Raw genomic sequence first — 23,461 nt, forward strand, 5'->3', positions numbered from 1 at the left:
AAGCGTTCGCGCTGGCGTGCCACCGAGGATAGCCCGCGCGAAACCATTCCGTCCTGTCAAGAATTTTCCGCCAACGACCGGCAGTTGGCATAACGTACAAGAAATACGATCCACTGATCCGCGCATAAATACCAACAGATCCAACGAGTTTACTTGGATGTGTAATATTGTCTACATTACGCTGGCGACGCCGTCAGATGTCAGCACTGCTCGATTCTATTTGGCGAGGGCGGGAACGGCAAGAGCGCGGGGATCAACCTCGTGAGGGCGATGTTTCCGCCGGAAGCACTCGCGAGCCTTCCGCCGCAACGGTGGACGGAGCGATTTGCGCTGTCTGCGCCAGAAGGGAAACTGGCTAAATTCGTGTCGAAGACGCCCAGCGGAGAGCGCCTCGAGGGTGGAGCGTTCAAGGCGGTGGTGACCGGCGATCCGGTGATGGCGGAGAGAAAGCACCGTGAGGGTGAGCTCGCAGTAGATCTCCTGAAGGACGTGGAGATCCTCGCTCCGCCGGGCATCGATCGCGGACGATGCAAACAGGGGCGGGACGCGCTCCAGGTGTGCCCTGGAGGGATCATCGGGCGCGTGGTTCGCGCGTACGAGGTAGATTCGCTGGCCGAAGTCCGAGACCGACCATGTCCTGAGCCAAGGATGCGTCATATCGCGAGCAACCAGATGACCGGCATGGCTTTTATCGAGCCGCCAGGGAACACGCTGCCCTGCCGGAGCGCAGGGCTCGGCGGCCCGGTCGATCAGCTGCGCCGCCGGGAGCGCGGCTCGATAGAAGCACATGACCTGATCTTGCGTCGGTGCAGTGTCTTTCATCGAAGCCCGGGAGGCGGAGGAGAGTAGAGCGAACGCGGGCGACCTGTCGATCTTCCGCGAGCGGCCCCGAGCCCTCCGCGAGCGGAGCCACCCCCGCGCTCTCCGAGGTGTTCCGATAGACTACCATTGCGCCGGAGGAGCGCAGCGAGGAGCCGCTTGAGATGAGCTCGCTCCCCGCATCACCTTTCCGCCAGGAGCCCATGCGAGCTCGCACCTTCGCCGTGCGCGCGGCTCGCGACCCCGCACGTGCTCGCAGCTTGCCGCGCCGCCCCCCCGGCTGATAGCTCGCTGGACGCAATCAGGAAGCGAGGGGACGTATGAGCGAATACCGAACAATCGCGGCGGCGCCGGTGCTGGTGGCGGCGTTCCGGGATCAGATCTTCGGCGTCGATCCGGGCACCGGGCGCGTGCTCTGGGAGTACAAGCAGGCCGGGGGCGGTTTCTCTTCCACAGCGCTCCTGATCACGCCTGCGGCGATCTACGCGGCGAGCTTCAGCCGCGTCGCCTGTCTGCATTACCCTACGGGCGAGCTGCTCTGGGAGGTGAAGGCCGCCACGCAGGGCCGCGCCACGCTCCTCCTGGAGGGAGACCGGCTCTTCGTCGCCAAGCAGGGCGAGGTGGAGTGTTTCTCGCTCACCGGCAAGAGCCTCTGGCACAACCAGTTCAAGAGCAAGGGGATGGGCCCGGTCGCCCTGGGCGTGCCGGACAATGTGGCGCAGCCGGACGACAAGGACTGACGCCCCCCCGGCGCTACGCCGCCCGCGCCTCCCAGTCGATCCGGTACGCGTGCACGCGCGCCTGCACCGCCGCGCCGAGCCGCAGGAACAGCGGCAGCGGCGGTTTCTGCCCGTCGTGTCTGGGCCGACGCATGTTGCCACGGCGGCGAACCTGATCGCGGACGTCCTGCACGAGGTGGCGTTCTGACATTGGGTGTTGACGTTTCCGTTTTCGTGGCGGCGCAGGCTCGCCCAGGATGGGGCGTCGTTCGGCGTGCTGACCCGCATCTTCGTCGAGAGCGTGGAGCGGTTCTACGAAACGCGCGCCGCGCGCCGAGGCGCGTGCGGCGCGGTGGAGAGCGGCGCGGTGACCGTCGTGCAACGCACGTCCGGCGACATGCGGCTCAATCCGCATCTGCACGTGGTCTTCCTCGACGGGGCTTATCACGAAGACGGCACCGAGCTCGTGTGGAACGAACTCGGTGACCTGCGAACGGGCGAGGTCGGTCAGGTCCTAGAGCACGCCGTCGGGCGGATGCTCCGAACCCTCAGGCGGCAAGGGCATCTCGAGATCGAGCACGACGTCGAGGAGGACGACGAGCCCGAGGCCGTGCTCTGTGCCTCCGCCGTCTCGGGACGAGAGCCGCGCCACACGTCGTCGCCCCGCAATGGCTCCGCGGGCTCTCGCCGTCTTCTCCGAGCGCGCTCGCCTACGACAAGCCGCTGTGCGCTGCGCTCGATGGCTTCACCTTGCACGCAGCGACGCGCGCCGGTGCGCACCATATAGCGTCTCGCGACGCGCTTCCCGGGCCAGACCAACGCCCGGACGGACACGTGTGCCCACGGCACGCCGGTGCGCCCCGTAGCGCGCGCGGCGCCGCCCGTTCGCGAGCGCGTAGGAGCGACCTCCCTCCGGCGCTCGATCCTAGCGGCCGAGCAGGATCCGTTGCTCTCCCGGCGCGAGGATGTGGACCTTCCCAGGCGGGATCCGCCGGGCCGCCATCACGCGCTTGAGCTCGGAGACCGCCTGGCCGGGCTCGTCCGAGGAGTTGATGAACGTGTCGAAATGGATCGGCACCACCCATTTCGCGCCCATATCTTCGCAGGCCTCTAGCGCCTCTGCCGGGTCCACGTGGCGCGAGTGCATGAAATCGCGCGGCCCGATCGGCGCGATCGGCATCAGCGCGAGATCGATCGCGGGGAACCGCGCCCGCGTCTCCGTGAACACCTTGCGATCGTAAGCGGTGTCCCCGCCGAAGTAGACGGTGATCCCATGATATTCCACGACGTACCCCGTGAATCCACCCCAGCCGAGGGCGATGTCGACTCCGTAGCGGCCTCCCCCGTGCTTCACCGGGACGGCGGTGATCCGCAGCCCGTCGTGCTCCCAGCGCTGCCACGTGGAGAGCTCGATCGTGTCGAACGCGAAATCGGGCACGTAGGGGAGGGCGCCGCGGGGGACAAAGAGCACCGGTGTCTTCTCCTCGATCATCTCGAGCGAGCCGAGCGACAGGTGATCGAAGTGCGTGTGCGAGACCAGCACCGCCGAGAGGGGCGGCACGTGCTCCGGGTCCAGGCCCGGCTCGACGAGCCGCGCGGCGAGGAGGCCCACGGTCGAGGTGAAGACCGGATCCGTGAGGATCTGCTTGTCGTCGATCTGGACGAGCGCCGTCGCGTGGCCGACCCAGAGGACGGCCAGGCGCGCGTCTTTGCGGTAGGGCTCTCGCACCTTGTTGGCGACGGGCGCCGGGCCGCCGAACAGCGCGCCCGTGTTGCCTGACAGGACGCGCCCCGGCATGCTGTTGCAGGACAGCGCCGAGGCGGCGAGGAGCGCCATGAGAGCGGTGGAGCTTGCCGCGCGGAGCATGGGGTCAGAAGTACCTGAGGTTGAGCGTCAACGTGGTCCCGCGCAGCGCGCGCGTCGGAGAGTAGGCGACCTGCACGCCGATGACACCGAAGAGGGTGTAGAGGCCGGCCTCGTACGCCGCCGCGACCTCGCCGCCGAGCGTGAAGGCGGAGCCGCCGAGCGAACAGGAGAGGTACTCTCCGCGGTGGAGCAGGGGGAAGTAGGCGCGCACACCGCCAGTCAGCTGCACGTGATCTTCGATGCCGGCGCCGGAGAAGAGGTATTCGGGCGTGACATGGATCTCGAGCGCTCCGGCATGCCGCGCGAGCGGCTCGGCGAGGAGGCTGCGCCAGGGGGACAGCCTTCGATTTCTGCCGAAGGAGTAGAGCAGGGGGGTGAGCTGCCAGCGCAGGCCGAAGCGCGTGTCGTCGGCGTAGAGGTGCCAGGTGGGGCTCGGAATGAGCTGCGACGCGGCCCAGGCGAGGTCGGGGCTTATCCCCGCCTCGGCGAGGCTCTGCGTCTCCGCGGCGCGGGCGGGGGAGCCCCAGGCGAGCGCGCCTGCCAGCGCGGCGCCGGCGAGCGAGCGCCGGAGCGCTGTCGCGGGGCCGCCGCGCGCAATGCAGGGCAACCGAGCGCCCGCAGCCGCCCGCAGCCGCGCGCAGGCGCTTGCCGAGCACCGCGAGGATGGCGAGGGCGCGACGTTGCCCGAAGCGAGCGCGGTGGCATTCTCCTCGGCGCGATGGCAGCTCGCTCTCGCCACCGTGCGCCCTCTTGCCTTCTCCATCTTCTCTCTTGTTCTCTGCCAGCCGCTGTCACCCTCACGGAGAACCAGTACAGCCATCGACCGCGCCTCAATGCGCGAGCGCGGGGCTCTCGCCGCTCCGCCGAACGGCGCTGCCATGGGCCCGGAGCGCGGCGAGGCCTTCCGCGCGGCTCCGCACGGCGCGGTAGCCAATCTCCTTCTTCGCCCGAGCAGACGAGAGGTGAAGCGTTTGCCCGAGGAGCCGCACGTCCTCGAGGGTGAGCGGTGGGCGCCGTCGCGGCGCGAACCACCCGAAGAGGTTGGTGAGGAGCCACCCGAACAGCACCGCCAAGGGGAGGGGTACGGACCAGGCCTTCGCGTTTACGCCGCGCGTCGCCATGAGCTCCGTCAAGAAGGTGCGCATCGGCGTGACCTCGTCGTCGGTCACGAAATACGCGCGCCCGCCGACGTCACTGCGCACTGCGCAGCTCACCGCTTCGGCGACATTGTCGACGTGGGCGACGCTGTAGAGGTGTTTGCCCCCGCCGACGTAGGCGAAGCGCCCGGCGCGGAAGGCCTCCGCGATGATGTCAAGGGTCTGCGCGTCCGGGCCCCAGATCATCGGTGGGCGGAGGCTCACGGTGCGCATCGCGGGGCTGTCTGCCTCGAGCACCATCGCCTCGGCGAGAGCTTTCGTCGCGCTGTACGGCAAGGAGCGGTCGACCCTGGGCGGCAGGGCGTCCTCGTCCCCTTCGCTCGGCCGAGAGCCCTCGATGACAACCGACGCAGCCCCGAGATAGATGAAGCGGCGGACGCCGGCCGCGCGCGCCGCTGCGAGCAAGCCGCCGGTGCCCTCGACGTTGGTGCGGGCGTGCTCGCCCCAGCGCAGGGCCGAGGTGAGGGACGCGGCCGCGTGCACCACGACCGCGGCGCCCGTGCAGCCCTCGGTGAGCGCGGCGGCGTCGTGGAGGTCGCCGCGGACGGGCTCGGCGCCGAGAGCGGCGAGCTTGGCTGCGCTGGCGGCGCTTCGCGCGAGGGCACGGACGCGGTACTCACGCGCGATGAGCGCACAGACGATGGCGCGGCCCACGAAGCCGCTGCCTCCGGTGACGAACACGGTCTCTGCCATGACGAATCTCTCCTGTTCGGGCCAGCTCCGGCGCGCCCTCCAGGACCATCTATAGCGTCGCTATACGATTTGTCTATAGCGGCGCTACAATTGGTCCGCGATCGCTTGGAACACCGCGTCGAGCGCCCCCGCCGAGGTGGCGCGGCTCGGTGGTGCGCCGGAAGGGCTCGCGACGATGCTGAGCGCGAGGCCCTGGACGACGGCCCAGACGTGCTCGGCAGCGCGCTCGATCGGCACGCGCAGGGCGCCCGCCCTGGCGCAACGCTCGAGGCGGTGCCGCATCAGGGCGTAGCTCGGCTCGAATATCGACGGCTGCTCGATGCCGCGCGCCATCAACGCGGCCGTGACGGAGGGGTGGGCCTGCACGAATTCGAGCACGTGCTCGCAGCCCTTGCGGAGATCCGCGACGGGGTCGTCTGTCGGCGTGAGCGCCCGTTTCTTCGCCATGAACTTCTCGAGCGCGACGGCGTGGACCGCAGCCACGAGCCCGTCCCGGTTGCCGAAGTGGTGGTAGAGGGTCGGCATCGTCACGCCGGCCTCCTCGCACACCCGCCGCGTCGTGAGCGCCGCTGGGCCTTCGCTCTCGAGCACCCGGTACGCTACGGCGAGCAACTTGTCCTTGACGTCGGCCATCGCCGTCAGGCTAACACAGCTAGCCTCTGGCAGCTCCTCGCGACCCGGAGGCAGCCCGACGGCGCGCTGAACGAGACCGCGCGGGCGACGCTCTCGGCCGTCGATGTGCGCTATGCGACGGCGTCTACGTGGATTGACCCTGGGCGATGAGGGCGACCTACTTGGCCGCGATGCTCGCCAGGGCCTGGGCGATGCGCGGCGGCGCGTTGGGGCGAGCGTACATTCGCTCCATGTAAGAGAGAAGTGCGGGGCAATCGCCCAGCAGCTTGACCTCGTTGCCCCAGTCGAGCGTGTAGGGAATCGGCGCGTAGCCGTGCGCCCCGAGCCCCCAGTACGGCGGCCGCCGCGTCGGCGCTGGGAGAGCGTGCTGGAACATCGGTCGGCTCGCCGTGCGCGGAGAGAAAGCGGGCGATGTTCCTTGGCTCGGTCACCAGGGCGACGAGCTTTATCCGCCCCTTGCAAGCTGGGCACTCGAGGACATCGATCGCACATGTGCGGCGCAAGAGCTCGGCGCGGAGTGCGGGGACGCAGGCACGATCCCGAAGCACGCGGCAGCGCATCGAAGGGCCGGGCAGCAGGGCGGCGAGCGAAGGAGAATCCCTCGGCGCTGCGTCGCCAGGCCAGTCGCCGACCCCGATCGGTGATGCCGCGGGCCCTTCACCGCGGGCGATGCGGCGGAAGAGGGCGCCGCGTTGGGCCACACCGGAGCCGCCCTCGGCGGTGAAGCAGGCGGAAACTACGAAAATCGCTGCTGTTTCCAGCGACCAGTCGCTATCGACCGGTTTCTCTGGCGGGATTTCTGACGGCCAGAGCTAGCCGGATCTCCGGAACAGGTTGAGCAGCCGCCGGAGCAGCCCGGGCTTCTTGGCCGGCGCTTCCGGCGTCGCCGCCTGGTCGCGGCGTACCGACTTGGGCGCCGCGTCGCGGGGCTTCGCGTCCGCGCTGTCGCGGGGCTTTGCTGCGCCGTTGTCGCGGGTCTTCGCGGCGCCGTTGTCGCGGGGCTTTGCTGCGCCGTTGTCGCGGGTCTTCGCGGCGCCGTTGTCGCGGGGCTTCGCCGCGGCGGATGCCCTCGGCTCCTCGCGGGCGGCCTCCGCGGCCTGGTCCGTCGCGCGCTCCGCCGCCTGGTTCGGCGTGGGTTTCGCCGCCTTCTTGCCGGCCCGCGCCTGCACCTTGGCCTTCATCGCCTCCTTCGCGGTGATCGCCGGCTTCTTCTTCCGCGGGAACGCGGGGCTGGGAGGAGGAGGCACCCACGCGGGCTCCCGGCGCGGCTCGGAGGGCGCCGCCGTTTCCGGTGCCGGCGGCGGAGCCGCGGCCGCCTTGTGAGTCTCGGCGCGTTGCTGAGGCTGCCGGGCCGCCTTGCGGGGAGCGTCGGGCCCCTCGCCGGCAGCCGCGCGCTTCGCCGCGGCGGGCTCCGCCTTGCCAGCGCCGCTCGGCGCAGGCTCCGCTGCGGCGGCCGCGCGGCGCTCTCGCCTGGCCGCGCCCGGCGCGGCGCCGGGCGCTGGCGCGCGCGTCTGGGCAGCGCCGCCGGCGCGGTCGGCGCCTGGCCGTCCGCGGTGGGGCGCCCCCTCGCGCGGCGCCTTGGTCCTGTCCGGCGAGCCGCGCTCTGCCGCGCCGCCGTCGCGCGCGCCGCGCTCACCCGGCCGGCGCTCGCGGGCCCCATGCTCGTCCGGTCCGCGTTCCCCCGCGCGTGCCGGGCGCCGCGGCGGCGGCTCCTGCGCGGGCGCCGGTGTGCGCGGCCGGCGCATGTCGATGACCCGCGGCGGACGCGTGCGAGCGGGCGCTGCGGCGGCGGGCGCCATGCCGGCGGACTCTGCGGCGGCGGGCGCCATGCCGGCGGACTCTGCGGCGGCGGACTCTGCAGCAGCGCCCTCCGCAGCGGCGGGCGCCGTCTCCGCGGCCACCGCTGCTGCGGCTGCGACCGTCGTCGCGGATGCCGCTGCGCCGTCGGGAGAGGCCTCCCCGCCGCCCTCCGCCGCCCTTCCGGCGGCCTCGCGGGCCTCCTGGTCCGGGGCGCGCTCCGCGACGGGCTCCGCGCGTTCCGGCTGCCCGTCCCCGCTTTCCGCTGTGTTTTGCTCGACCATGGGGCTCCTCCATAGCGTTGTCCGGCGCTCCGCGAAACCGGATCCCACCGCCTCCCTCGCGCGGCAGGGCGCCCTCGCCCCGCCCCTCCGCGCGCCCGGCGATCGTCGCGTTGATGCTCGCCCCTCCGCGCGCGCTTGAATCCCCGCGCGTCGATCGTCCAACATGCGTGCTCCTCCCCGTGCCCACGGACCGGCGTGAGCCACCTTCGACGTCTGCCCGGTCGAGGCGTCGATCTCGCGTGCCCATGGTCCCCCGTCCACTTGCCTCGCTCGCGCTCGCGTCGGTCCTGCTCGCGCCGCGCGCCCTGCTCGCGCAGCTCCCCTGCTTTCCAGGAACGTGCCCGCCGCCCGCGCCGGCTGCGCCCCCGCGACCCCCGCCGCTCACGCCGGAGGTCGAGCTCGCGACGCGCGCTCGGCTCGAAGCCGAAGCGCGCGCGCGGCTCGAGCCGCAGGCGCGCGCGACCGCGGCGCAGCAGGTCGACGACGAGCGCCGTCGCGCCTGGATCGAGCGCGGTGTGGAGCGAGAGCCCAACCCCGTCCGGATCCGGCTGCCCCTGATCGAGGTGTCCGCCGCCGGGCGGATGCTCGCCACGTTCGGCGAGGACGCGTATGCGCAGGAGGGGGTCGGCCTGGGCGCGCGCCTGCGCCCGGGCGAGCCGCTCGCGGTCGAGATCGCGGCCGCGTACGCCTCCGTCGATCCCGCCGGGGTCGCCCGCGTCGGCGCCGTGACGCTCGAGCCCTCGGCGGTCTTCCTCTGGGGTCGGCGCGACCGCATCGACCTCTACCTGCGCTCCGGGCTCGAGGTGACGCTCCCGTTCGATGACGGCGCGCGGCCGCCGGAGGTGATCCTCGGCGGGCACGTCGGCCTCGGGTTTCAGTTCCGCGCCGCGCGCATCGGGCGCGGCGGGTTCGTGGGGTGGTTCCTGGAAGGGCGCGGGCTCGTCCGCGGCGGCCTCGGCGGCGCGATCGCCGCCATGAGAGGGCCGCACGCCGGCGTGGAGCTCCTGTTCGGCCCGAGCGTGGGGTTCTGATGCGCCGGCGCAGCCCTCTCCTCCGCCTCCACCTCCGCCGCGCGATGGGCCGCTTCGTCGCGCTCGCGCTCGCCCTCTGCGCCCTCGCCTGGACGCAGGCGGCCGCGGCCCAGTCGAATCCCTGCGTCCCGCCCTGGTGCATCGGCGGCACCGTGCGGATCGAGCCGCCCCCCGTGCGGGTGCAGCCGCCCGCCGTGGATCTGGAGGCCCAGGCCCGCGCCGAGGCCGAGGCCCGCGCCCGCCTCGAGGCGCAGGCGCGCCTCGAGTGGGAGGCGTATTACCGCTGGGAGGCGCGCCTTCGCCTCGAAGCCGAGGCCCGGGCGCGCGCGCAGCTCGAGGCGAGCTTCCTCGCCGAGGAGCGCGCAAAGCCCGATCCCTATCTTCCGACCCCCTCTCCCGTGACCCGGTGGGTCGCGCCAAGGCCGGTCACGTTCCCCCGCGTCGAGCTCGGCGTTCTCGGCGCATGCGTCGGCGTGTGGACCGGCCGGGGGAGGCCGGCGCACCTCGGTTACTGTCCGAACGTGCGCGTGCGGCTCGGCCGGCAGTGGGGGCTCGCGCTCGATCCCTCGATCCTGCGGATGGCCCACGGCGCCCTCGACTTCGCGACCCTCGGCGTTCACCCCGCGGCGACCTACTCGTTCGTATCGGGCAAGGGCAGCCTCACGGGCTCTCACGGCTTCGCGCGCGCGGGGCTCGATGTCTGGGCGCCGATCACGAAGCTCGCGAGGACGCCCGATGCCCTGCTCGGGGCCCACGTCGGCGCGGGGGTGCACCTCTTCGACGGCTGGTACGGGATGGGCGCCGAGGCGCGCGTGCTCGCCCGGCTCGGCGCGGGCGACGGCGGCGATCCGCTCGCCGCCGAGATCGCCGATCTCCGCCTCGGCGCCGAGGTGCGCGCGCACCTCTTGATGGTCGGGTTCTGAAGCCGGCCCGGCGGGATCGCACGGGCCGGCTTGGTCTGCGCTCGGCTACTCGCCGAGGTAGGGGACGAGGTTGACGGTCTCGCGGTCGAGCTGGTGAATCCCGAACCGGCCGGCGGCGAAGAGGACCTCCTCACCGCTCGCCACGAACCTCTCGGGCCAGCCCCAGGTCTGGAAGAACGCCTGCGCCTTCGGCGCCTCGGGCTGCTCGAGGGAGATGACCAGCACGCCGCCGGGCACCTCGAACAGCGCGCGCATGTCGGTGGTGTGGCGCAGCGACGCCCACGACGCGAGGCGGACCGTGGAGAGCTGGTCGAACTCGGGGACCGTCGGGTTCTCGTTCTCGTCCTCCGGCGGCGGAGGCGGCTCCTCCCCCGGGGCGAGGGGCGACAGCGTGGTCAGCTTCTGGTTGGGATCCCAGCCGTAGTAAATCCCGTAGACCGGCTGCCAGATCAGGCTGTGGCTCAGCACCGGCAGCCCGCGGCCGTCGATGGAGATCGCGTTGACCCGGCGGTTCGGGAACTGCTGGTACTCCTGGAGATACGCGAGCCCCTCGTGCAGCCTGAGCCGCGCGAGCGCCGTCTCGATGAACTGCTGGCCCCACACCCTGTCCCGCGCGTAGATCGACGTGCCCTGGATCGAGATGATCTCGCCGGGCACGTTGATCCCCGGATCGAGCGCGGGCTGCGCCGGGTTGGACAGGTCGAGGTGCGTGAGGAAGTACTGCGTGTGCGGGCGCGGATCGTCCGGCGCGCCGATCGAGCGCTTGATGTTGAAGTAGAGCTCCCCGTCGTCGTTGAGGACGTTCACGGTCTCGCTGTCGTCCGGCAGCGTGACGGCGGGCCTCACGGTCGGGCTGTCCGGATCGGACAGGTCGACCACGCTGATCTCGATCTGAGCCCAGCTGCGGCGCGGCACGTATTCGTAGCAGTAGGTCGAGGTGACCCCCGGAATGTCGTTCCGGTCGACCTCGACGGGCGTGCAGGTCGTGTCGGCGCCGACGTGGTCCGTGCACTCGGCGAACCCGCCGTTGCAGTACTCGTCGTTGCCGATCCTGCGGCACTGCCGATCGCCGGCCATGTACGTGCAGCCCTCCTGCCCGAAGCAGTTCGGGGTCTGGATGGCGTTCGTCCGGCACGTCCAGCCGACCCCGAGATCCTCGATGTGGCCGATGACGCGCAGGAAGGCGAGGGCGTCGCGGCCCGCGTGCACGGTCGGGAACGAGCTCCCCCCGCCGTAGTAGCCGCCGATCGCGGGGAGGTCGCTCGTGTCGAGCGTGCCCGCCAGACGCGGCGCGGTCGGATCGGACAGGTCGATCACCTGGAGATGGACGACCTTGCCCACCCAGTTCTCGAACGTGGTGGTCAGCGACACGAGCAGATTGCCCACCTGGTGGAGCTGCGCGTCGAGCGGCAGATCGAAGGTGGCCACCGGCTGCTCGAGCTGCGTCACCCCGTCGATCGGGACGACCTCCGCCTTCAGCTTCCGGTTCTCGTACGGCATCCAGTAGGTGTCGTACGGCAGCTTCACGCGCACGCGGTGGCTGCCGAACGCGAAGACCTTCTGGTAGTCCGGCGCGAGCTCGAGCTGCCCGAGCCTGGTCGGGACGTCGAGATCGCCCTGCGCGTAGAGGGAGAGGTGCTCGTCGGACACGTTCGCCGTGGCGATGTCCTGGGCGCGGAACGTGCGGCGCACGGGGGTGCCGTGCTCCATCAGGCCGCGGCGGGTCAGCGTCGTGTCCGAGAAGGTGAAGATCTGCACCCCCGAGAACGGGCGCCGGTAGTTGTCCACGACCCTGCTCGCGGAGAACGGGAGCAGCACGAGGCCCGTCTCGGGCTCCCCGGTCGGCGCCACGGCCTCGACGGCGTTGTCGAGCACGGTGAACGCGCGGTGATCCCAGTCGGCCTCCGACCAGCTCCAGCCGTCGGGAGCGCTGTCGACCTCGGCGCGCGCCACGAGGGGGTCCGCGCTGGTCAGGTCGGTGATGTCGTAGAGGCTGGCGGCGAGGCGGCGGCCGTTCGTGTCGTTCACGCCGATGCCGATCAGGCGCGTCCCGCCGAGGACGGGGCGGAAGAAGTTGTTCCACCCGGACACGATGAACTCGCTCTCCTCGGTGACGTTCCCGGCCGGATCGATGGAGAAGGCGTGGAACGGATCCTGGCGCTGGTAGGTGACCGCGAACGCCCTGTCGTCCATGAAGACGGCGCCGTAGAGCGACTGCTCGGCGCCGAAGTCCTCGCTGTCGATCGGCGTGATGTCGTCGCGGTCGGCCGCGTTCCACGTCTCGAGGTAGCTGGGCGCCCCGCTCGCCCACCGCGGGCCGGAGAAGACGCGCAGCATGTCGTCGCGGAAGTCCATGTGGAACTGCGAGCGCACGTAGCTCGCCGCGGTGACGCTGCCGCGCAGCTCCATGGAGCCGTCGGTGTTCGAGATGTCGATGACCGAGATCGTGCTGGGCTCGTCCGACCAGCTGAAGCTGTTGCGCGCGACGAGGAGCACGTCCGCCTCGGCGTGGATGGCGGTCACGGCGTCGCCGAGCTCGAGCCCGGGGCGCTCGGTGAGCGCGTCGGTGCCGACATCGAAGCTCCTGACCAGGGTCTTGTTGACCCACCGGAACTGGCCTGGGGCGACCTCCTCGAGCTCCGAGCCGTTCGAGGCGATGTAGAGCGAGGTCTTGCTCGTGCCGCGCGCGAGGCGGCTCGTCATGATGCGGCCCGCGACCGGGTACTGCGACAGGATCTTGGGCGCGGTGCGGTCGGCGATGTCGATGAACAGGACCGTCCCGCCGGTCCGCCGCTCCACGGTCAGGCCATCGGCCTTGAGCTGATAGCCGGCCCAGTCGTTGAGGAGCACGGCCGCGCGATCGCCGACGACGTACATCTCGACCGGGGTGCCGGCGACCTGGAGCTGGCCGAGGAACTTCGGGTTCGACGGGTCCTGGATGTTGATGACCTGCAGGCCGCGGTAGGGGTTGAGGTTGAGGAGCTGCCCGCCGCCGAGGACGCGGTAGATGTCGCCCTCCTCGATCTCGCGGGTCTCTTCCTCCTCCTCCTCTTCTTCCTCTTCCTCCTCCTCTTCTTCCTCTTCCTCGCCGAGGAAGCCTTCGGTGAAGGGATCGTCGGCCGAGACGAACTCGGTGGGCCCCTGTGGGGTCTCGGGCTCCTCCTCCTCGGGCTCTTCCTCTTCGGGCTCCTCCTCTTCGGGCTGCTCCTCCTCGGGTTCCTCCTCCTCGGGCGGCGGGTTCTCGTTCTCTTCTCCGTCCGGCGGAATCTGCTCCTGCGGATCGGGCTTGTTCTCGTCGCCCCCGCATCCCTGTCCGTACAGCAAGAGGAGCGCGGCCATCACCCTGGCCTGCGCCGACAGCATGCCTCTGAATCGAGCTCTCTTCGCCACTGCCTACTCCTCCCTAGTACCTCGCGCGAGGTACGGAGCCTGCGCACATCGATGTGTCCTCCACGGCTGAGCCGAGGTCTGAACGTCCCGGTCCGAGGTCGACGGACCCTCGGTTTCCAGGCGAGCGATCGAGGCGCGTCCGGCACGGCGCGGCCTGCGATCCCCCTGGCGTCCGCGGCCGCGCGCTACCATGAGCCGTGAAGTTGCATTGCGCGGATTATCCACGTTCTGGATGACATCCTCAACGCGGAATGCGGTGACACGACGGAGGCGAAAGCGGATCTCCCCGTGACGCAGGACGGCGTCGGGACGTACGTTCGTGTGGATCTGGGCGGAGCGGAGCGCCGGGCGTCTCACATGAGGGACCCCGCGCTCACATGGGGGCGGGCTCAGGCGGGACGGTCGAGGCTCGCGTGGCGCGGCGCTTCGCTGGAAGCGCTGCGGTGCGCCGCATCGATCACCGAAGATCCGTCCGACGCGCATCCGCAGGCTGGCACCCCGCTCGGATGCGTCCTATGCGATCCGCGTGTTGCAGGAGGGGCGGCAGGGCGCTGGCCTCTTCTTCAGCATGGAGGGGGAATCATGAAAGGTGCCAAGATCGCTATGGCAGGCCTCGGCGCAGCGCTGGCGCTCGCGACGGGCGCGGCGCTCGCGCAGCCGACGAGCTGCGACGTCGGTGCTGGAAGGCGGAACTACGAAGCTGCGAAGAATAAGCAGCTGCGGTACTTGGAGGATCTCTTCAAGACGGCGTACGGTTGTCGCGGATACGAGGATTTTTCTGAGAGCATGCACGACATGGCGGCGCACCTGAGCATCCAGGATCCCTGCGAGGCCAGGGGCACGCGCGACGCGATCTTCGAGACGCTCGACAAGGTCCGGAACCAGTGTGTCGGCGGCGGAGCCGAGGACGCCGAATTCGCGGCGGTGGGCGAGTGCACGCGGAGCGGCCAGGACGCGGGTGCCGTCGCTGCGAAGATGTTTTGTGGTGCCGGGTTCGGGGAGCGGCCGGCTTTTCCTACGATGTGCGACGTCATCGCGGCGCAGGCATGTCGAGATCGGTTCGAACAGTATGTCATCGAAAAGTGCCCCGATCTGCGTGAGAAGTATGGGGAGCACTACAAGCGCTTTCTCGAGTCCGCCTGTACCATCCAGCACTGATGAGCCATGGACGTCGCCTCTGCCGTAGGGGGCGGTGGACAGCGACTCGAGCCGCGGCGGACAGCCGCCTCGTGACGGCCGTGCAGGAGCCGCCGAGCGCCGCGCAGACGCGCTGCGGCCGGCGTCTGCGCGGCGCGCCCTGATGCGAGCGCCCCATCGGGACGTGCTCGCGTCCATCTGGAGCGAACACGTCCCCCCACAGCCAGCCCGCGCGTGAGCCCATCGGCCACGTCATCTCCAGCGCGCCGCGAGCCGCAGGCCCGGCGGGTCGGAGCCCGCCGGGCGTCGACGACGAGAGCGCCGAACCTGCATGACGAGCGAGCCTCAATGCAACAGGGCTAGACGGCCGGGCTCACGGTTGACGTGCTCAGGCTCGAGCCGCCGGCTCGCGCCGATGTCTGTCGGCAGCGACATCAGGAAATTCTTGCTGGGAGGACGGTCGCCGAACTGGACGTCCAACGTCATGAACTCCCGGCCGCCCCTGTTGAGCATCTTGCATTGATAATCCATGTTCATCCTCAGCCGCAGCGTGCCGTTCGGCCGATCGGGCGTCGTGCCGAAGCTGTTCAGCACGTTCCAGTAGCCGCCGCGAGAATCGTGGCCGTACCCGACGATCAGCATCGTGTGCCCGAAGGGGACCTCGGTCTCCGCCACTTCGCAGGGGTCCTCTACGTCCAGGTCCAAGACGTCCGACTCGCTCTTGTAGTTCCACCAGTACACGAATTTGCGATACCGATCGCGGGTGCTGAACTGGATCGTGGTTATTACCGGTTGGTTGTTGTCGATGGCGTTCTTTATTCTTGCGATCGCCACACCTCGGTCCACCGCCGGATCCAGGAGCCCGGTCTCGATTCGCCGAACGCTGATGGTGCTGATGGGATATCGAACCGACATGGTGTCCAGGGTGTCGCATTCTATGTTGGTGCGACGGAGGCTCTCGCAGATCAGATCTTTGTCGGCCCACCTGGCGTTATCCCATGGGATCGCGACTTTTTGGCTTCCCGAGAGGTCGTTGTACCAGTCTGCGAACTCGTCGGGGTTCCCGCCGCAGCAGGGGAGGACCGGATCGAGCGGATCCGTTGGTACATGGCATGAGTTGTAGTACTGGATGGATAGGCGGCTGTTCGGGCTGGCGTTGTCATGGATCGCTCTGGCTATCTCCATGGCTCCCGTCATCGCCCATACGTAACAGTTCCCGCAGCTGCCCTGGTCGCGCTCTGCCCCTATGTAGGGCATGTACATCAGCAGATCTTGCGTCGACGGCTGCGGCGCCAGCGGTGACGCTGAGAACGGCCAGCCCGGTCCGAACGCCTGGCCGCCGTAGCCTATCGCCATGCTGCCGTAGTCTTCGGCGGCTGTAGCGTATCGCTGCGCGTAACGAAGATAGGTCGCGCGCGCTACCCGCATGTCTGACACCTCGTGTGGGTCGACGTATCCCCGCGCGTCGTCCGCCAAGGCCTCTCCAGAGGACGCTAGCGTCATGAATATCAACTGCGATATCAGTGATCTGCGGCTGCTCTGCTTCATGGCGGTTCTCCGGTGTGATTGGCTCGTGCGATGTCGACGTTCTTTGGTGATGGGTCGAGACGGGCTCGAGCTGCCTCGGTGTGATTCGAGCGCGCTCCTCGGGGCGCGATCGCCGGATGCCTGGTGGAGCTGAGGCGTGAAGCCCTGACGAAGGATGGGCTCGGGCCAGTGTCCCCTGCGCCGTTACGTCGATTCCGCTGGGCTGTCTGCGAGGGCTGCGCCAAGCGCCAAGTGTGCAGAAGTGTATGGAAGGCTGCTCGCGTCGTTGCCGTGGGGTCGAGTCGACGGGGAGCCCTGGTCGAGGTCCTTCGTCTCGGGCGCGCGAGCCCGTCGCGTTCTCGTCCGAGACACGCCGCTGGGCAGCGGTGGACGAAGGCTGACAGGCTGTCGCCGACCAGGATGGACGCGGCCTAGAGGCAACTTTCGCTCAGCTTGGATGAGCGTCCGCAGTGGCACGGCGGTCAAACGCGCACGGCGGCCGCCGTCCGTTCAGCGCCGCGCGACGCAGCCGCCGCGGGCGCGCAGGGGGCGTCAAGGGCGGTGCCCGACGGAGCCCGCGCAGCCTCTCCCGGCGCCCGGGCACCCTGCCAACGCGGGTAGAGTCGCCCCGCCGTGTTCCCATTGCGCCGCCCAGCCGCCCCGCTGCAAGATGCCCGCGCACGACCCCGCGCGCCCCGAGCGCGGTCGTCGAACCGCGCCCGACTTCCCTCCTTCGGACCCTAGCCCCGCGATGACCAGCGAACCGACCTTCATCGAGAACCCCGTGCTCCGGGGCTTTCACCCCGATCCCTCCATCGTCCGGGTGGGCGAGGACTACTACCTGGCCACCTCGACCTTCGAGTGGTTCCCCGGCGTGCGGCTCCACCACAGCCGCGATCTCCGCCACTGGAACCCCATCGGCTATGCCCTGGACCGCCGCTCGCAGCTCGACCTGCTCGGCAACCCCCGCTCGGGCGGCGTCTGGGCGCCTTGCCTCACCCACGCCGGCGGCGTGTTCTACCTCGTCTACACCGACGTGAAGTCCTGGGGCCGCGGCTTCGTCGACGCGCACAACTACTACGTCACCGCGAGCCGCATCGAGGGGCCGTGGTCCGAGCCCGTCGCGCTGAACCGCGGCGGCTTCGACCCGTCGCTGTTCCACGACGAGGACGGCCGGGCGTGGCTCGTCAACATGGTGTGGGACCACCGCCCCGGCAACAACCCGTTCCCCGGCATCGTGCTGCAAGAGCTCGACCTCGAGCAGCGCCGCCTCGTCGGCGAGCGCCGCTTCATCTTCACCGGCAGCGGCCGCGGCTGCACCGAGGGGCCGCACCTCTACCGGCGCGGGGACCACTACTACCTCCTCGTCGCCGAGGGCGGCACCAGCTACGAGCACGCCGCCGTCGTGGCGCGCTCCCGCCGCATCGAGGGCCCGTACGAGGTCGACCCGAGCGCCCCGCTCCTGACCTCCGTCCACGACCCGGCCGTCGAGCTGCAGAAGGCCGGGCACGGCTGCCTGGTCGAGACCACCACGGGCGAGTGGTACCTCGCCCACCTGGTCGGGCGGCCGCTCCCGGGCGAGCGCCGCTGCATCCTCGGCCGCGAGACGGCGATCCAGCGGGTGCGCTGGACCGACGACGGCTGGCTCGCGCTCGAGGCGCCGCGCCCGCCCGCGCCCGCCGTCCGCGTACCGGCGCCCCGCCTGCCGGACCACCCCTTCGAGGAGCCCCCGGCGCGCGACCACTTCGACCGGGCGGCGCTGGGCGTCGCGTACCAGGCGCTGCGCGACGTGCCCGACGAGAGCTGGGTGTCGCTGCGCGAGCGCCCCGGCTACCTGCGCGTCCGCGGCCGCGAGTCGCCGCAGTCGCTGCACCGGCAGAGCGTCGTCGGCCGCCGCATCCAGTCGCTCCGCTGCCGCGTCGAGACCTGCCTCGAGCTCGAGCCCGCCTCGTTCCAGCAGATGGCGGGGCTCATGTGCCTGTACGACGACGAGAACTTCTTCTACGCGCTGCTCAGCCACGACGAGCGCGCCGGGCGCTCGATCGCGCTCCTCGGCAGCGAGCACGGGCGGCTGACCTGGCTCGCGCGCCCCGTCGCCTGCTCCGCCCCGCGCGTCCACCTCCGCTTCGAGCTCTCCGGCAAGGCGCTCCAGTTCTCGTCGTCGAGCGACGGAGAGCGCTTCGACCCGCTCGGGCCGGCGCTGGACGCGTCGCTCCTGTCCGACGAGCGCACCTCGCGCGGCCTGGGCTTCACCGGCGCCTTCGCGGCGCTGTGCGCCCACGACCTCACCGGCAGCGGCCTCCCCGCCGATTTCGACTACCTCGACTACGCGGAGCTCCCGCAGGAGCCCTGATCCCCTCCAGAGCGTTCTTCGCCCTGCGTTACAGAGCGGCGTTCACCCGCACAGGAGACGGGTCCAGCTCGGCGTTTTCGGCGCGGAAGCGCACTCCGGTGCGCTGAGCACCGAAAACGTCGAGATGGGCCCGTATCCGAAGCGGGTGACCGCCGCTCTAGGCGGCCGCCTCGGCGTCGGGCGCCGACGTCACCGGCAGGGCCACGAAGAACGTCGCCCCCTTCGAGACCACGCTCTCGACCCAGATGCGCCCCCCGTGCCCCTCGACGATGCGCTGCGCGATGGCGAGCCCGAGGCCCGTCGAGCGCTCTCCCCCGGTGCTGACCGTCCTCGCCCGGCCGAACGGGCGGAACAGCTTGCCGATGTCCTCCGGCGCGATCCCGGGCCCCTCGTCCTGGACCGACAGGAGCACCTCGGCCGCGCCCTCGGCGGCGGGGGGGGCGCTCTCGACCCGGACGAGGATGGTCGTGCCCGGCGGGGAGTAGTGGATCGCGTTGCTGATCAGGTTGTTGAGCACCTGCTCCAGCTTGTGGACGTCCACGTCGACCCGCGGGACGCCCTCGTCGCTCTCGACGACGAGCTTCATGCTCTTCTGCCCGGCCAGCACCATGTTGAGCGCCACGTTCGACTCGACGAGCTGGACGATATCCGTGCTCTTCCGGTCGAGGTTCAGCTTGCCGAGCTCGATCATCGACACGTCGAGCAGGTCGTTGATGAGCGAGAGCATGAACTTGCTCGAGCTCCGGATCATCTGGATGATCTCGACCCCGTCCTCCCGCAGCAGCGACGCTTGCTCCCCGCGGCGGTGGGTCATCAGCATGAAGTCGCTGTAGCCCAGGATGACGCCGAGCGGGTTCCGGAGGTCGTGGGCCGCCATGCCGACGAAGCGGTTCTTCTCCTCGTTCAGCCGGACGAGCTCGGCGTTCTTTGCCGCGAGCTCCTCGTGCATCTGGAGGAGCTGCCGGTTGCTCTCCTCCAGCGTGTCGGCGTACTGCTTGAGCTTGAGCTGGCTCCGCTTGTGCTCGATGGCATAACGGATCGTGCGCTCGAGGATCTGCGCGTCGAACCGCCCCTTCACGAGGTAATCCGCCGCGCCCGCGCTCATCGCGGCCATGTCGATCTCCTCGTCGCCGACCCCGGTCAGCATGATGATGGGGATCGCGCAGCCGAAATGGTTCGCCTCGTGCACGACGTCGAGGCCGGTGCGGGCGTCGAGCCGGTAATCGAGGAGGCAGACGTCGTAACCGCCGGCGAGCAGCGCCTCGATCGCCTCGTCCGAGGTGCTCAGCCAGGTGACGTCGTAGCGGGTCCGGGACACCTCGCGGAGGAGCCTGCGCGTGACGAGGTGATCGACCTCGTCGTCATCGACCACCAGGACCTTGATCTCGCTGTCGTTCATCAGGAGCCTCGACGTCGCCGACCCGCCGGTACACCGGCGAGCTGGCGCCGGCACGCGACGCGCCATGCCGCCCGCGCCGAAAGCCCCGGCGCCGTGGGCATGGTCCCCGTTCTGAAATTCATTGCTTGCGCTTCTGCTCGTCCGCGACGCCGACGAGCGCGCGCGCCAGGGTGATGAGCTGCCCCGCGTCGAACGGCTTGACGAGGAACGCCGAGGCGCCGAGGCGCGACAGGCACTGCCAGTCCGCCGCGCCCCCGGTCCCGGTCGCCACGATGATCGGGAAGTCCCCCCGCGGCAGCTTCCGCACCGCCGCGGTGAGGGCGATGCCGTCCAGGCCGGGCATGTCCAGATCGAACACGCCGAGCGACGGGGGGTTCGCCTCGATGGCGGCGAGCGCCGCCGTGCCGTCGGGCGCGGTCTCGATGACGGCGCCGGGCAGCGCCTGCGCGAGGACGCTGACGAGGAAGGTGCGGAACGACGGGCTGTCGTCGGCCACCATGACGCGCGTCGTCCGGGCGTACGTCGGCATGGCGCTGCGGGCGTCGAGGAGCGCCTCGCGCAGGGCGTCCGCGCTCGCCATGCGCTGGTCGGGCTCCTTGGCCAGCGCCGCGAGCACCGGCGCGTCGAACGACGCGGGCAGGTCCAGGCAGAGCTCGCTCGGCGGGATCGGCGGCTGATAAGCGTGCTGCATCACCAGATCGACGGTGCTCGTGCTCTGGAACGGCAGGCGGCCGGCGAGCAGGTAGTAGGCGACCACCCCGAGCGCGTAAACGTCGATCCGCGGCAGCAGCGCAGGGTCGAGCTGCCGGCCCAGCGCCACCTCGGGCGCCAGGTACGCCGGGGTGCCCGAGAAGGCGAGCTCGACCCGGTCGCCGCGGGGGATGCGCTTCGCGAGGCCGAGATCGGCGACCACGACACGGAGGGCCTGGCCGACGAGGATGTTGCTCGGCTTGACGTCGCGGTGGGCGATGCCCGAGGCGTGGATCGCCGACACGCCGAGGCAGGCCTGGTCGAGGATGCTCAGCGCCTCGTCGAGCCCGAGCCGGCCGCCCTTGCTGTGGACGTAGGTGTCGAGCGTGACCCCGGGCACGTACTGCATCACGAAGTACGGTGCGTTGACGTACTCCCCGAAGGCGTAGATCTCGACGACGTTGGGGTGGTGGACGCGCGCCATCGCCCGCGCCTCCGCGAGGAGCCGGGCCTGCATCTGCGCGTTGTCGAGCTGCTCCGGCCGGAGCAGCTTGATGGCGACGTCGCGCTGGAGCTGCTCGTCGCGCGCCAGGAGGATGACGCCCATCGCCCCTTCGCCGAGCCGACCGAGGATGCGATAGACGCCTCCCAGTAAAGTGCCATCGGGAGGCACCTGAACGTGGCCTCCGCCCTCGTGCATGCTCGAGCGGGTGGCGGCCAGCGCGAGGTCCTCGTCGCTCAGCGTCGAGCTGTCGCCGTGGCGCTCGACCGGCGGCTCGACCCGCACGGGGGACCGGTCGCGCACGACGGTGTCGACGCCCGGCAGCGTATCCGCGACGTCGGGCACGAGGGGCGCCGGGGGATCGCCGCCGTTCTCGCTTCCGGAACTGAAGCCAGGCGGGCCGCCCGCCGCATCTGCCATGGAGCGCATGATACGTGCCCTTCTCATGCCTATCAACGAAGAGCGACACGTGCTGCAGCTGCGAAGCGGCGTGCACGCGGCTGACTGTGGACGCGTCGCAGGCGCGTCACGTCCGCCGCCATGGCTGTGCATGCGCCCGCGCGGCGTCAAGCGCGATGTCGAGAGTGTGTCGGAATGCCACGCTGCTCAGCGCGGCTGGCCCCTCGCGCCGAGCGGCGCGCGCCAGCGTGGCTGGGCGCCCCGCGGGAGGAGCGGCGCCAGGCGGGGCAGCCTCGGCAGCGGCGCTCGCTGACGCGGACTGAGCGGAGCACCTGGAAAGGGTCCTGGAGAACGGGGCGCGGAGGCGGGACGCGATGTGCTCGCGGAGCCCGGAGCGATCGGCACAGGCGCGCTGGTCGCGACCGCTCATGACGTCCGCGCGGCGCTCAGGCGGCCCCGATCCCGGCGAGGTAAGCCCTCGCGAGGTGGATGTTGTCGTTGTGGGAAGGGTGGAAGTCGCGGCGCACGTACTCGCGGATACCGCGGAGGAACACGCCCCTCAGGACGGACCTGTGCCGGAGGGGCGGGAGGCGCGCTGTCGTCGACGCCGCGCGCGCGTCGCGCTCGTCGCGGCGGGGGAGCTCCTGGGCGAGCAGCACGAGCAGGGCGGAGAGCCAGAACATCGACAGCGTGACCGTGGCGAGCGCGAAGCCGAGGAGGCGGAGGGCGTAGCTCGGGTTGACGAGCTTCAGCACGTCGAACGCGACGGTCTTGTGCTCGATCTCCTCGGCGGCGTGCCAGAGCAGGAGCTCCCTCGCGGTCGGGTGGGCGAGGTCGAGCGTCCCGGCCTGGAGCGCGTCCTCCGCCATGATCGCGGTGTAGTGCTCGAGGGCCGCGGTGACCGAGAGCCGCAGCTCGGGCGAGCAGGCGCGCTCGATGCCGTCGTAGGCGACCCGCTCGTAGGCGCGGAGGAAGCGGTCGATCTCGTAGCCCTGCCCGCGGAGCAGGTCGAAGAACCGCTCGTGCGCCTTGGCGTGGTGCCCCTCCTGCCCGAAGAACGCCTTCACCTGGGCGCGCAGCGCCGGGTCCTCGACGCGGTCGGCGTAGCGCGCGACGCTGCGGATGAAGAAGCGCTCGCCCGCGGGGAACAGCAGGTTGACGGCGTTGGCCACGTGGGTCGGCACCACGTGGCCGCCGAGCCAGTGGCGGGTGAGGCCCTGCTCGAACGACACGGGCGGCTTACGCGGCTTGAGGGGCGCCTCTGCGGTGATCATCGAGCTCTCCTTCCTCGCCATTGCTCCCAGCAGCGCCGGTCGCGGCGCCGGTGGAGCCCGCGCCGGGCGCGGAGCAGCGCGCTCAGGGCACGGGTGCCGGTCCGTGTTCATAGCAGCTATTGAACTGTAGTCAATAGTGCCGCGGGCGAGGCTCGGCGCCGCGCGGTGGGGCGCCGGGCGGCAGGCGCCGAGCGGGGGTCTGGCGGCCGGTGCGGTCGCGCGCGATGGTGAGCGCCACCGGGGGCGCGGGGCGCTCTCCAGCACCGCCGGGCGGATCGGAGGGGATCCGGGTTGCGAGGAAACCTGCGCCCTGAGCGAGGACGCGGGGCTTCTTGCCGGCCGCTGTTCGGACCGGGGGTGACAGGGCATGCCATGACGGAACGCCGAGCCGGGAGCGGCCTACACCGACGATTCGGCCATGCAGCGCACCGTTGTGAACATGGCGTGGCTCACGCCGCTCCGGGCATGCCGAAGAAGCGATGGCCATGGTGAGTGTCGCCGGCTTCGATGGCCTCGGCCGTCCAACAGTGATCGCTCTCGTCATCCATGGCGACCCCGCCAAACTGACGGAGCATGGCTGTCGCGAACGCCTTGACGTCGTGCTCTGCTGAGTGATTACGTGATACGTCGACGCAGATGCTTCGGGGGCGCTCTCCCCCGAAACGATCGAGCAGTGCTTGCGCGGTCTCGGGCTCCAGCTCGTCATAGAGATCTTCCGCGAGCTCGATGTAGAGGACTTTCCTGGCTGCGTTCGGATAGATCCATTGCCAGGTGCCAGCCGTGCGTTGCGCTGTCGAGTCAAGCCATGTGGAGAGTGCCTCGTCTGGTGCCTGGGTGAATACATAGAAAGATCTCATGTTGCTCTCC

At 70.4% G+C, this 23,461-nt stretch carries 19 protein-coding genes; 7 read left to right on the forward strand and 12 right to left on the reverse strand.

What is annotated here, in order from left to right; translation table 11 throughout:
- The first annotated feature begins 213 nt into the window (after nucleotides 1-213).
- The 3 genes from NQZ70_RS53345 to NQZ70_RS14030 all read left to right on the forward strand — a co-directional run bounded on the left by NQZ70_RS53345 (nucleotide 214) and on the right by NQZ70_RS14030 (nucleotide 2,325).
- Nucleotides 214-849 carry a DUF5906 domain-containing protein gene (locus NQZ70_RS53345; RefSeq protein ID WP_408022429.1) on the forward strand — a complete coding sequence of 212 codons (636 nt, stop codon included), beginning with the start codon at nucleotides 214-216 and terminating at the stop codon, nucleotides 847-849.
- Between the two features lie 290 nt (nucleotides 850-1,139).
- Entirely contained in the window at nucleotides 1,140-1,559 is a 420-nt protein-coding gene (locus tag NQZ70_RS14025) for a PQQ-binding-like beta-propeller repeat protein (protein ID WP_129574653.1), read from the forward strand.
- Between the two features lie 196 nt (nucleotides 1,560-1,755).
- The gene (locus tag NQZ70_RS14030) at nucleotides 1,756-2,325 is read left to right on the forward strand and encodes a transposase (protein ID WP_207217842.1); all 570 of its coding nucleotides are present in this window, start codon (nucleotides 1,756-1,758) and stop codon (nucleotides 2,323-2,325) included.
- A 138-nt stretch (nucleotides 2,326-2,463) separates the two neighbouring features.
- Here the strand turns inward: NQZ70_RS14030 and NQZ70_RS14035 are convergent, their stop codons facing one another.
- The 6 genes from NQZ70_RS14035 to NQZ70_RS14060 all read right to left on the reverse strand — a co-directional run bounded on the left by NQZ70_RS14035 (nucleotide 2,464) and on the right by NQZ70_RS14060 (nucleotide 7,135).
- The gene (locus NQZ70_RS14035) at nucleotides 2,464-3,375 is read right to left on the reverse strand and encodes an MBL fold metallo-hydrolase (protein ID WP_237245295.1); all 912 of its coding nucleotides are present in this window, start codon (nucleotides 3,373-3,375) and stop codon (nucleotides 2,464-2,466) included.
- Nucleotides 3,376-3,409: 34 nt separating this feature from the next.
- Complete coding sequence (locus tag NQZ70_RS14040) at nucleotides 3,410-4,012, reverse strand: hypothetical protein (RefSeq protein WP_020742020.1); 603 nt, start codon at nucleotides 4,010-4,012, stop codon at nucleotides 3,410-3,412.
- A 223-nt stretch (nucleotides 4,013-4,235) separates the two neighbouring features.
- The gene (locus NQZ70_RS14045) at nucleotides 4,236-5,255 is read right to left on the reverse strand and encodes an NAD-dependent epimerase/dehydratase family protein (protein WP_129574656.1); all 1,020 of its coding nucleotides are present in this window, start codon (nucleotides 5,253-5,255) and stop codon (nucleotides 4,236-4,238) included.
- An 84-nt stretch (nucleotides 5,256-5,339) separates the two neighbouring features.
- Nucleotides 5,340-5,888, reverse strand: coding sequence for a TetR/AcrR family transcriptional regulator (locus NQZ70_RS14050; RefSeq protein WP_020742022.1), 549 nt, complete (start codon nucleotides 5,886-5,888; stop codon nucleotides 5,340-5,342).
- Nucleotides 5,889-6,045: 157 nt separating this feature from the next.
- On the reverse strand, nucleotides 6,046-6,264 hold the full coding sequence (locus NQZ70_RS14055; protein WP_207218060.1) for a hypothetical protein: 219 nt from the start codon (nucleotides 6,262-6,264) through the stop codon (nucleotides 6,046-6,048).
- A 436-nt stretch (nucleotides 6,265-6,700) separates the two neighbouring features.
- Complete coding sequence (locus NQZ70_RS14060) at nucleotides 6,701-7,135, reverse strand: hypothetical protein (RefSeq protein WP_237245296.1); 435 nt, start codon at nucleotides 7,133-7,135, stop codon at nucleotides 6,701-6,703.
- A 1,073-nt stretch (nucleotides 7,136-8,208) separates the two neighbouring features.
- Here NQZ70_RS14060 and NQZ70_RS14065 point away from each other — a divergent pair.
- The gene (locus tag NQZ70_RS14065; protein ID WP_129574658.1) at nucleotides 8,209-9,000 is read left to right on the forward strand and encodes a hypothetical protein; all 792 of its coding nucleotides are present in this window, start codon (nucleotides 8,209-8,211) and stop codon (nucleotides 8,998-9,000) included.
- Nucleotides 9,000-9,923, forward strand: coding sequence for a hypothetical protein (locus NQZ70_RS14070; RefSeq protein WP_129574659.1), 924 nt, complete (start codon nucleotides 9,000-9,002; stop codon nucleotides 9,921-9,923). Before NQZ70_RS14065 ends, NQZ70_RS14070 begins: the two co-directional genes overlap by 1 nt.
- A 45-nt stretch (nucleotides 9,924-9,968) precedes the next feature.
- Here NQZ70_RS14070 and NQZ70_RS14075 read toward each other — a convergent pair whose 3' ends face one another.
- Nucleotides 9,969-13,313, reverse strand: coding sequence for a beta-propeller domain-containing protein (locus NQZ70_RS14075; protein ID WP_237245297.1), 3,345 nt, complete (start codon nucleotides 13,311-13,313; stop codon nucleotides 9,969-9,971).
- 582 nt (nucleotides 13,314-13,895) lie between these two features.
- Here NQZ70_RS14075 and NQZ70_RS14080 point away from each other — a divergent pair.
- On the forward strand, nucleotides 13,896-14,471 hold the full coding sequence (locus tag NQZ70_RS14080) for a hypothetical protein (RefSeq protein WP_129574660.1): 576 nt from the start codon (nucleotides 13,896-13,898) through the stop codon (nucleotides 14,469-14,471).
- A gap of 324 nt (nucleotides 14,472-14,795) precedes the next feature.
- Here the strand turns inward: NQZ70_RS14080 and NQZ70_RS14085 are convergent, their stop codons facing one another.
- Nucleotides 14,796-15,998: a C1 family peptidase gene (locus NQZ70_RS14085; RefSeq protein ID WP_129574661.1), complete on the reverse strand. Its 1,203-nt coding sequence runs from the start codon at nucleotides 15,996-15,998 to the stop codon at nucleotides 14,796-14,798.
- Nucleotides 15,999-16,728: 730 nt separating this feature from the next.
- Here NQZ70_RS14085 and NQZ70_RS14090 point away from each other — a divergent pair.
- Entirely contained in the window at nucleotides 16,729-18,330 is a 1,602-nt protein-coding gene (locus NQZ70_RS14090) for a glycoside hydrolase family 43 protein (protein ID WP_129574662.1), read from the forward strand.
- A 157-nt stretch (nucleotides 18,331-18,487) separates the two neighbouring features.
- On the opposite strand, the gene NQZ70_RS14095 is transcribed toward NQZ70_RS14090, so the two are convergent.
- From NQZ70_RS14095 to NQZ70_RS14110, 4 genes are all read right to left on the reverse strand, one after another.
- Nucleotides 18,488-19,729: a hybrid sensor histidine kinase/response regulator gene (locus NQZ70_RS14095; protein WP_129574663.1), complete on the reverse strand. Its 1,242-nt coding sequence runs from the start codon at nucleotides 19,727-19,729 to the stop codon at nucleotides 18,488-18,490.
- 118 nt (nucleotides 19,730-19,847) lie between these two features.
- A complete protein-coding gene (locus NQZ70_RS14100) occupies nucleotides 19,848-21,350 on the reverse strand; it encodes a serine/threonine-protein kinase (RefSeq protein WP_165373956.1) in 1,503 nt (500 codons plus the stop codon).
- Nucleotides 21,351-21,766: 416 nt separating this feature from the next.
- Entirely contained in the window at nucleotides 21,767-22,594 is an 828-nt protein-coding gene (locus NQZ70_RS14105; RefSeq protein WP_129574665.1) for a metal-dependent hydrolase, read from the reverse strand.
- 449 nt (nucleotides 22,595-23,043) lie between these two features.
- Nucleotides 23,044-23,451 (reverse strand): hypothetical protein, encoded by a 408-nt coding sequence (locus NQZ70_RS14110; RefSeq protein ID WP_129574666.1) that lies wholly within the window; start codon nucleotides 23,449-23,451, stop codon nucleotides 23,044-23,046.
- Nucleotides 23,452-23,461 lie beyond the last annotated feature (10 nt).

Origin of the sequence: Sorangium sp. So ce836 (assembly GCF_028553905.1) — a bacterium.
GTDB lineage: Bacteria > Myxococcota_A > Polyangia > Polyangiales > Polyangiaceae > Sorangium > Sorangium cellulosum_D.

Bases quoted from the DNA above. Each gene is read 5' to 3' on its own strand.
- NQZ70_RS14025 (WP_129574653.1), top strand. From the start codon at position 1,140: ATGAGCGAATACCGAACAATCGCGGCGGCGCCGGTGCTGGTGGCGGCG.
- NQZ70_RS14035 (WP_237245295.1), bottom strand. From the start codon at position 3,375: ATGGCGCTCCTCGCCGCCTCGGCGCTGTCCTGCAACAGCATGCCGGGG.
- NQZ70_RS14045 (WP_129574656.1), bottom strand. From the start codon at position 5,255: ATGGCAGAGACCGTGTTCGTCACCGGAGGCAGCGGCTTCGTGGGCCGC.
- NQZ70_RS14050 (WP_020742022.1), bottom strand. From the start codon at position 5,888: ATGGCCGACGTCAAGGACAAGTTGCTCGCCGTAGCGTACCGGGTGCTC.
- NQZ70_RS14055 (WP_207218060.1), bottom strand. From the start codon at position 6,264: ATGTTCCAGCACGCTCTCCCAGCGCCGACGCGGCGGCCGCCGTACTGG.
- NQZ70_RS14070 (WP_129574659.1), top strand. From the start codon at position 9,000: ATGCGCCGGCGCAGCCCTCTCCTCCGCCTCCACCTCCGCCGCGCGATG.
- NQZ70_RS14080 (WP_129574660.1), top strand. From the start codon at position 13,896: ATGAAAGGTGCCAAGATCGCTATGGCAGGCCTCGGCGCAGCGCTGGCG.
- NQZ70_RS14085 (WP_129574661.1), bottom strand. From the start codon at position 15,998: ATGAAGCAGAGCAGCCGCAGATCACTGATATCGCAGTTGATATTCATG.
- NQZ70_RS14090 (WP_129574662.1), top strand. From the start codon at position 16,729: ATGACCAGCGAACCGACCTTCATCGAGAACCCCGTGCTCCGGGGCTTT.
- NQZ70_RS14095 (WP_129574663.1), bottom strand. From the start codon at position 19,729: ATGAACGACAGCGAGATCAAGGTCCTGGTGGTCGATGACGACGAGGTC.
- NQZ70_RS14100 (WP_165373956.1), bottom strand. From the start codon at position 21,350: ATGCGCTCCATGGCAGATGCGGCGGGCGGCCCGCCTGGCTTCAGTTCC.
- NQZ70_RS14105 (WP_129574665.1), bottom strand. From the start codon at position 22,594: ATGATCACCGCAGAGGCGCCCCTCAAGCCGCGTAAGCCGCCCGTGTCG.
- NQZ70_RS14110 (WP_129574666.1), bottom strand. From the start codon at position 23,451: ATGAGATCTTTCTATGTATTCACCCAGGCACCAGACGAGGCACTCTCC.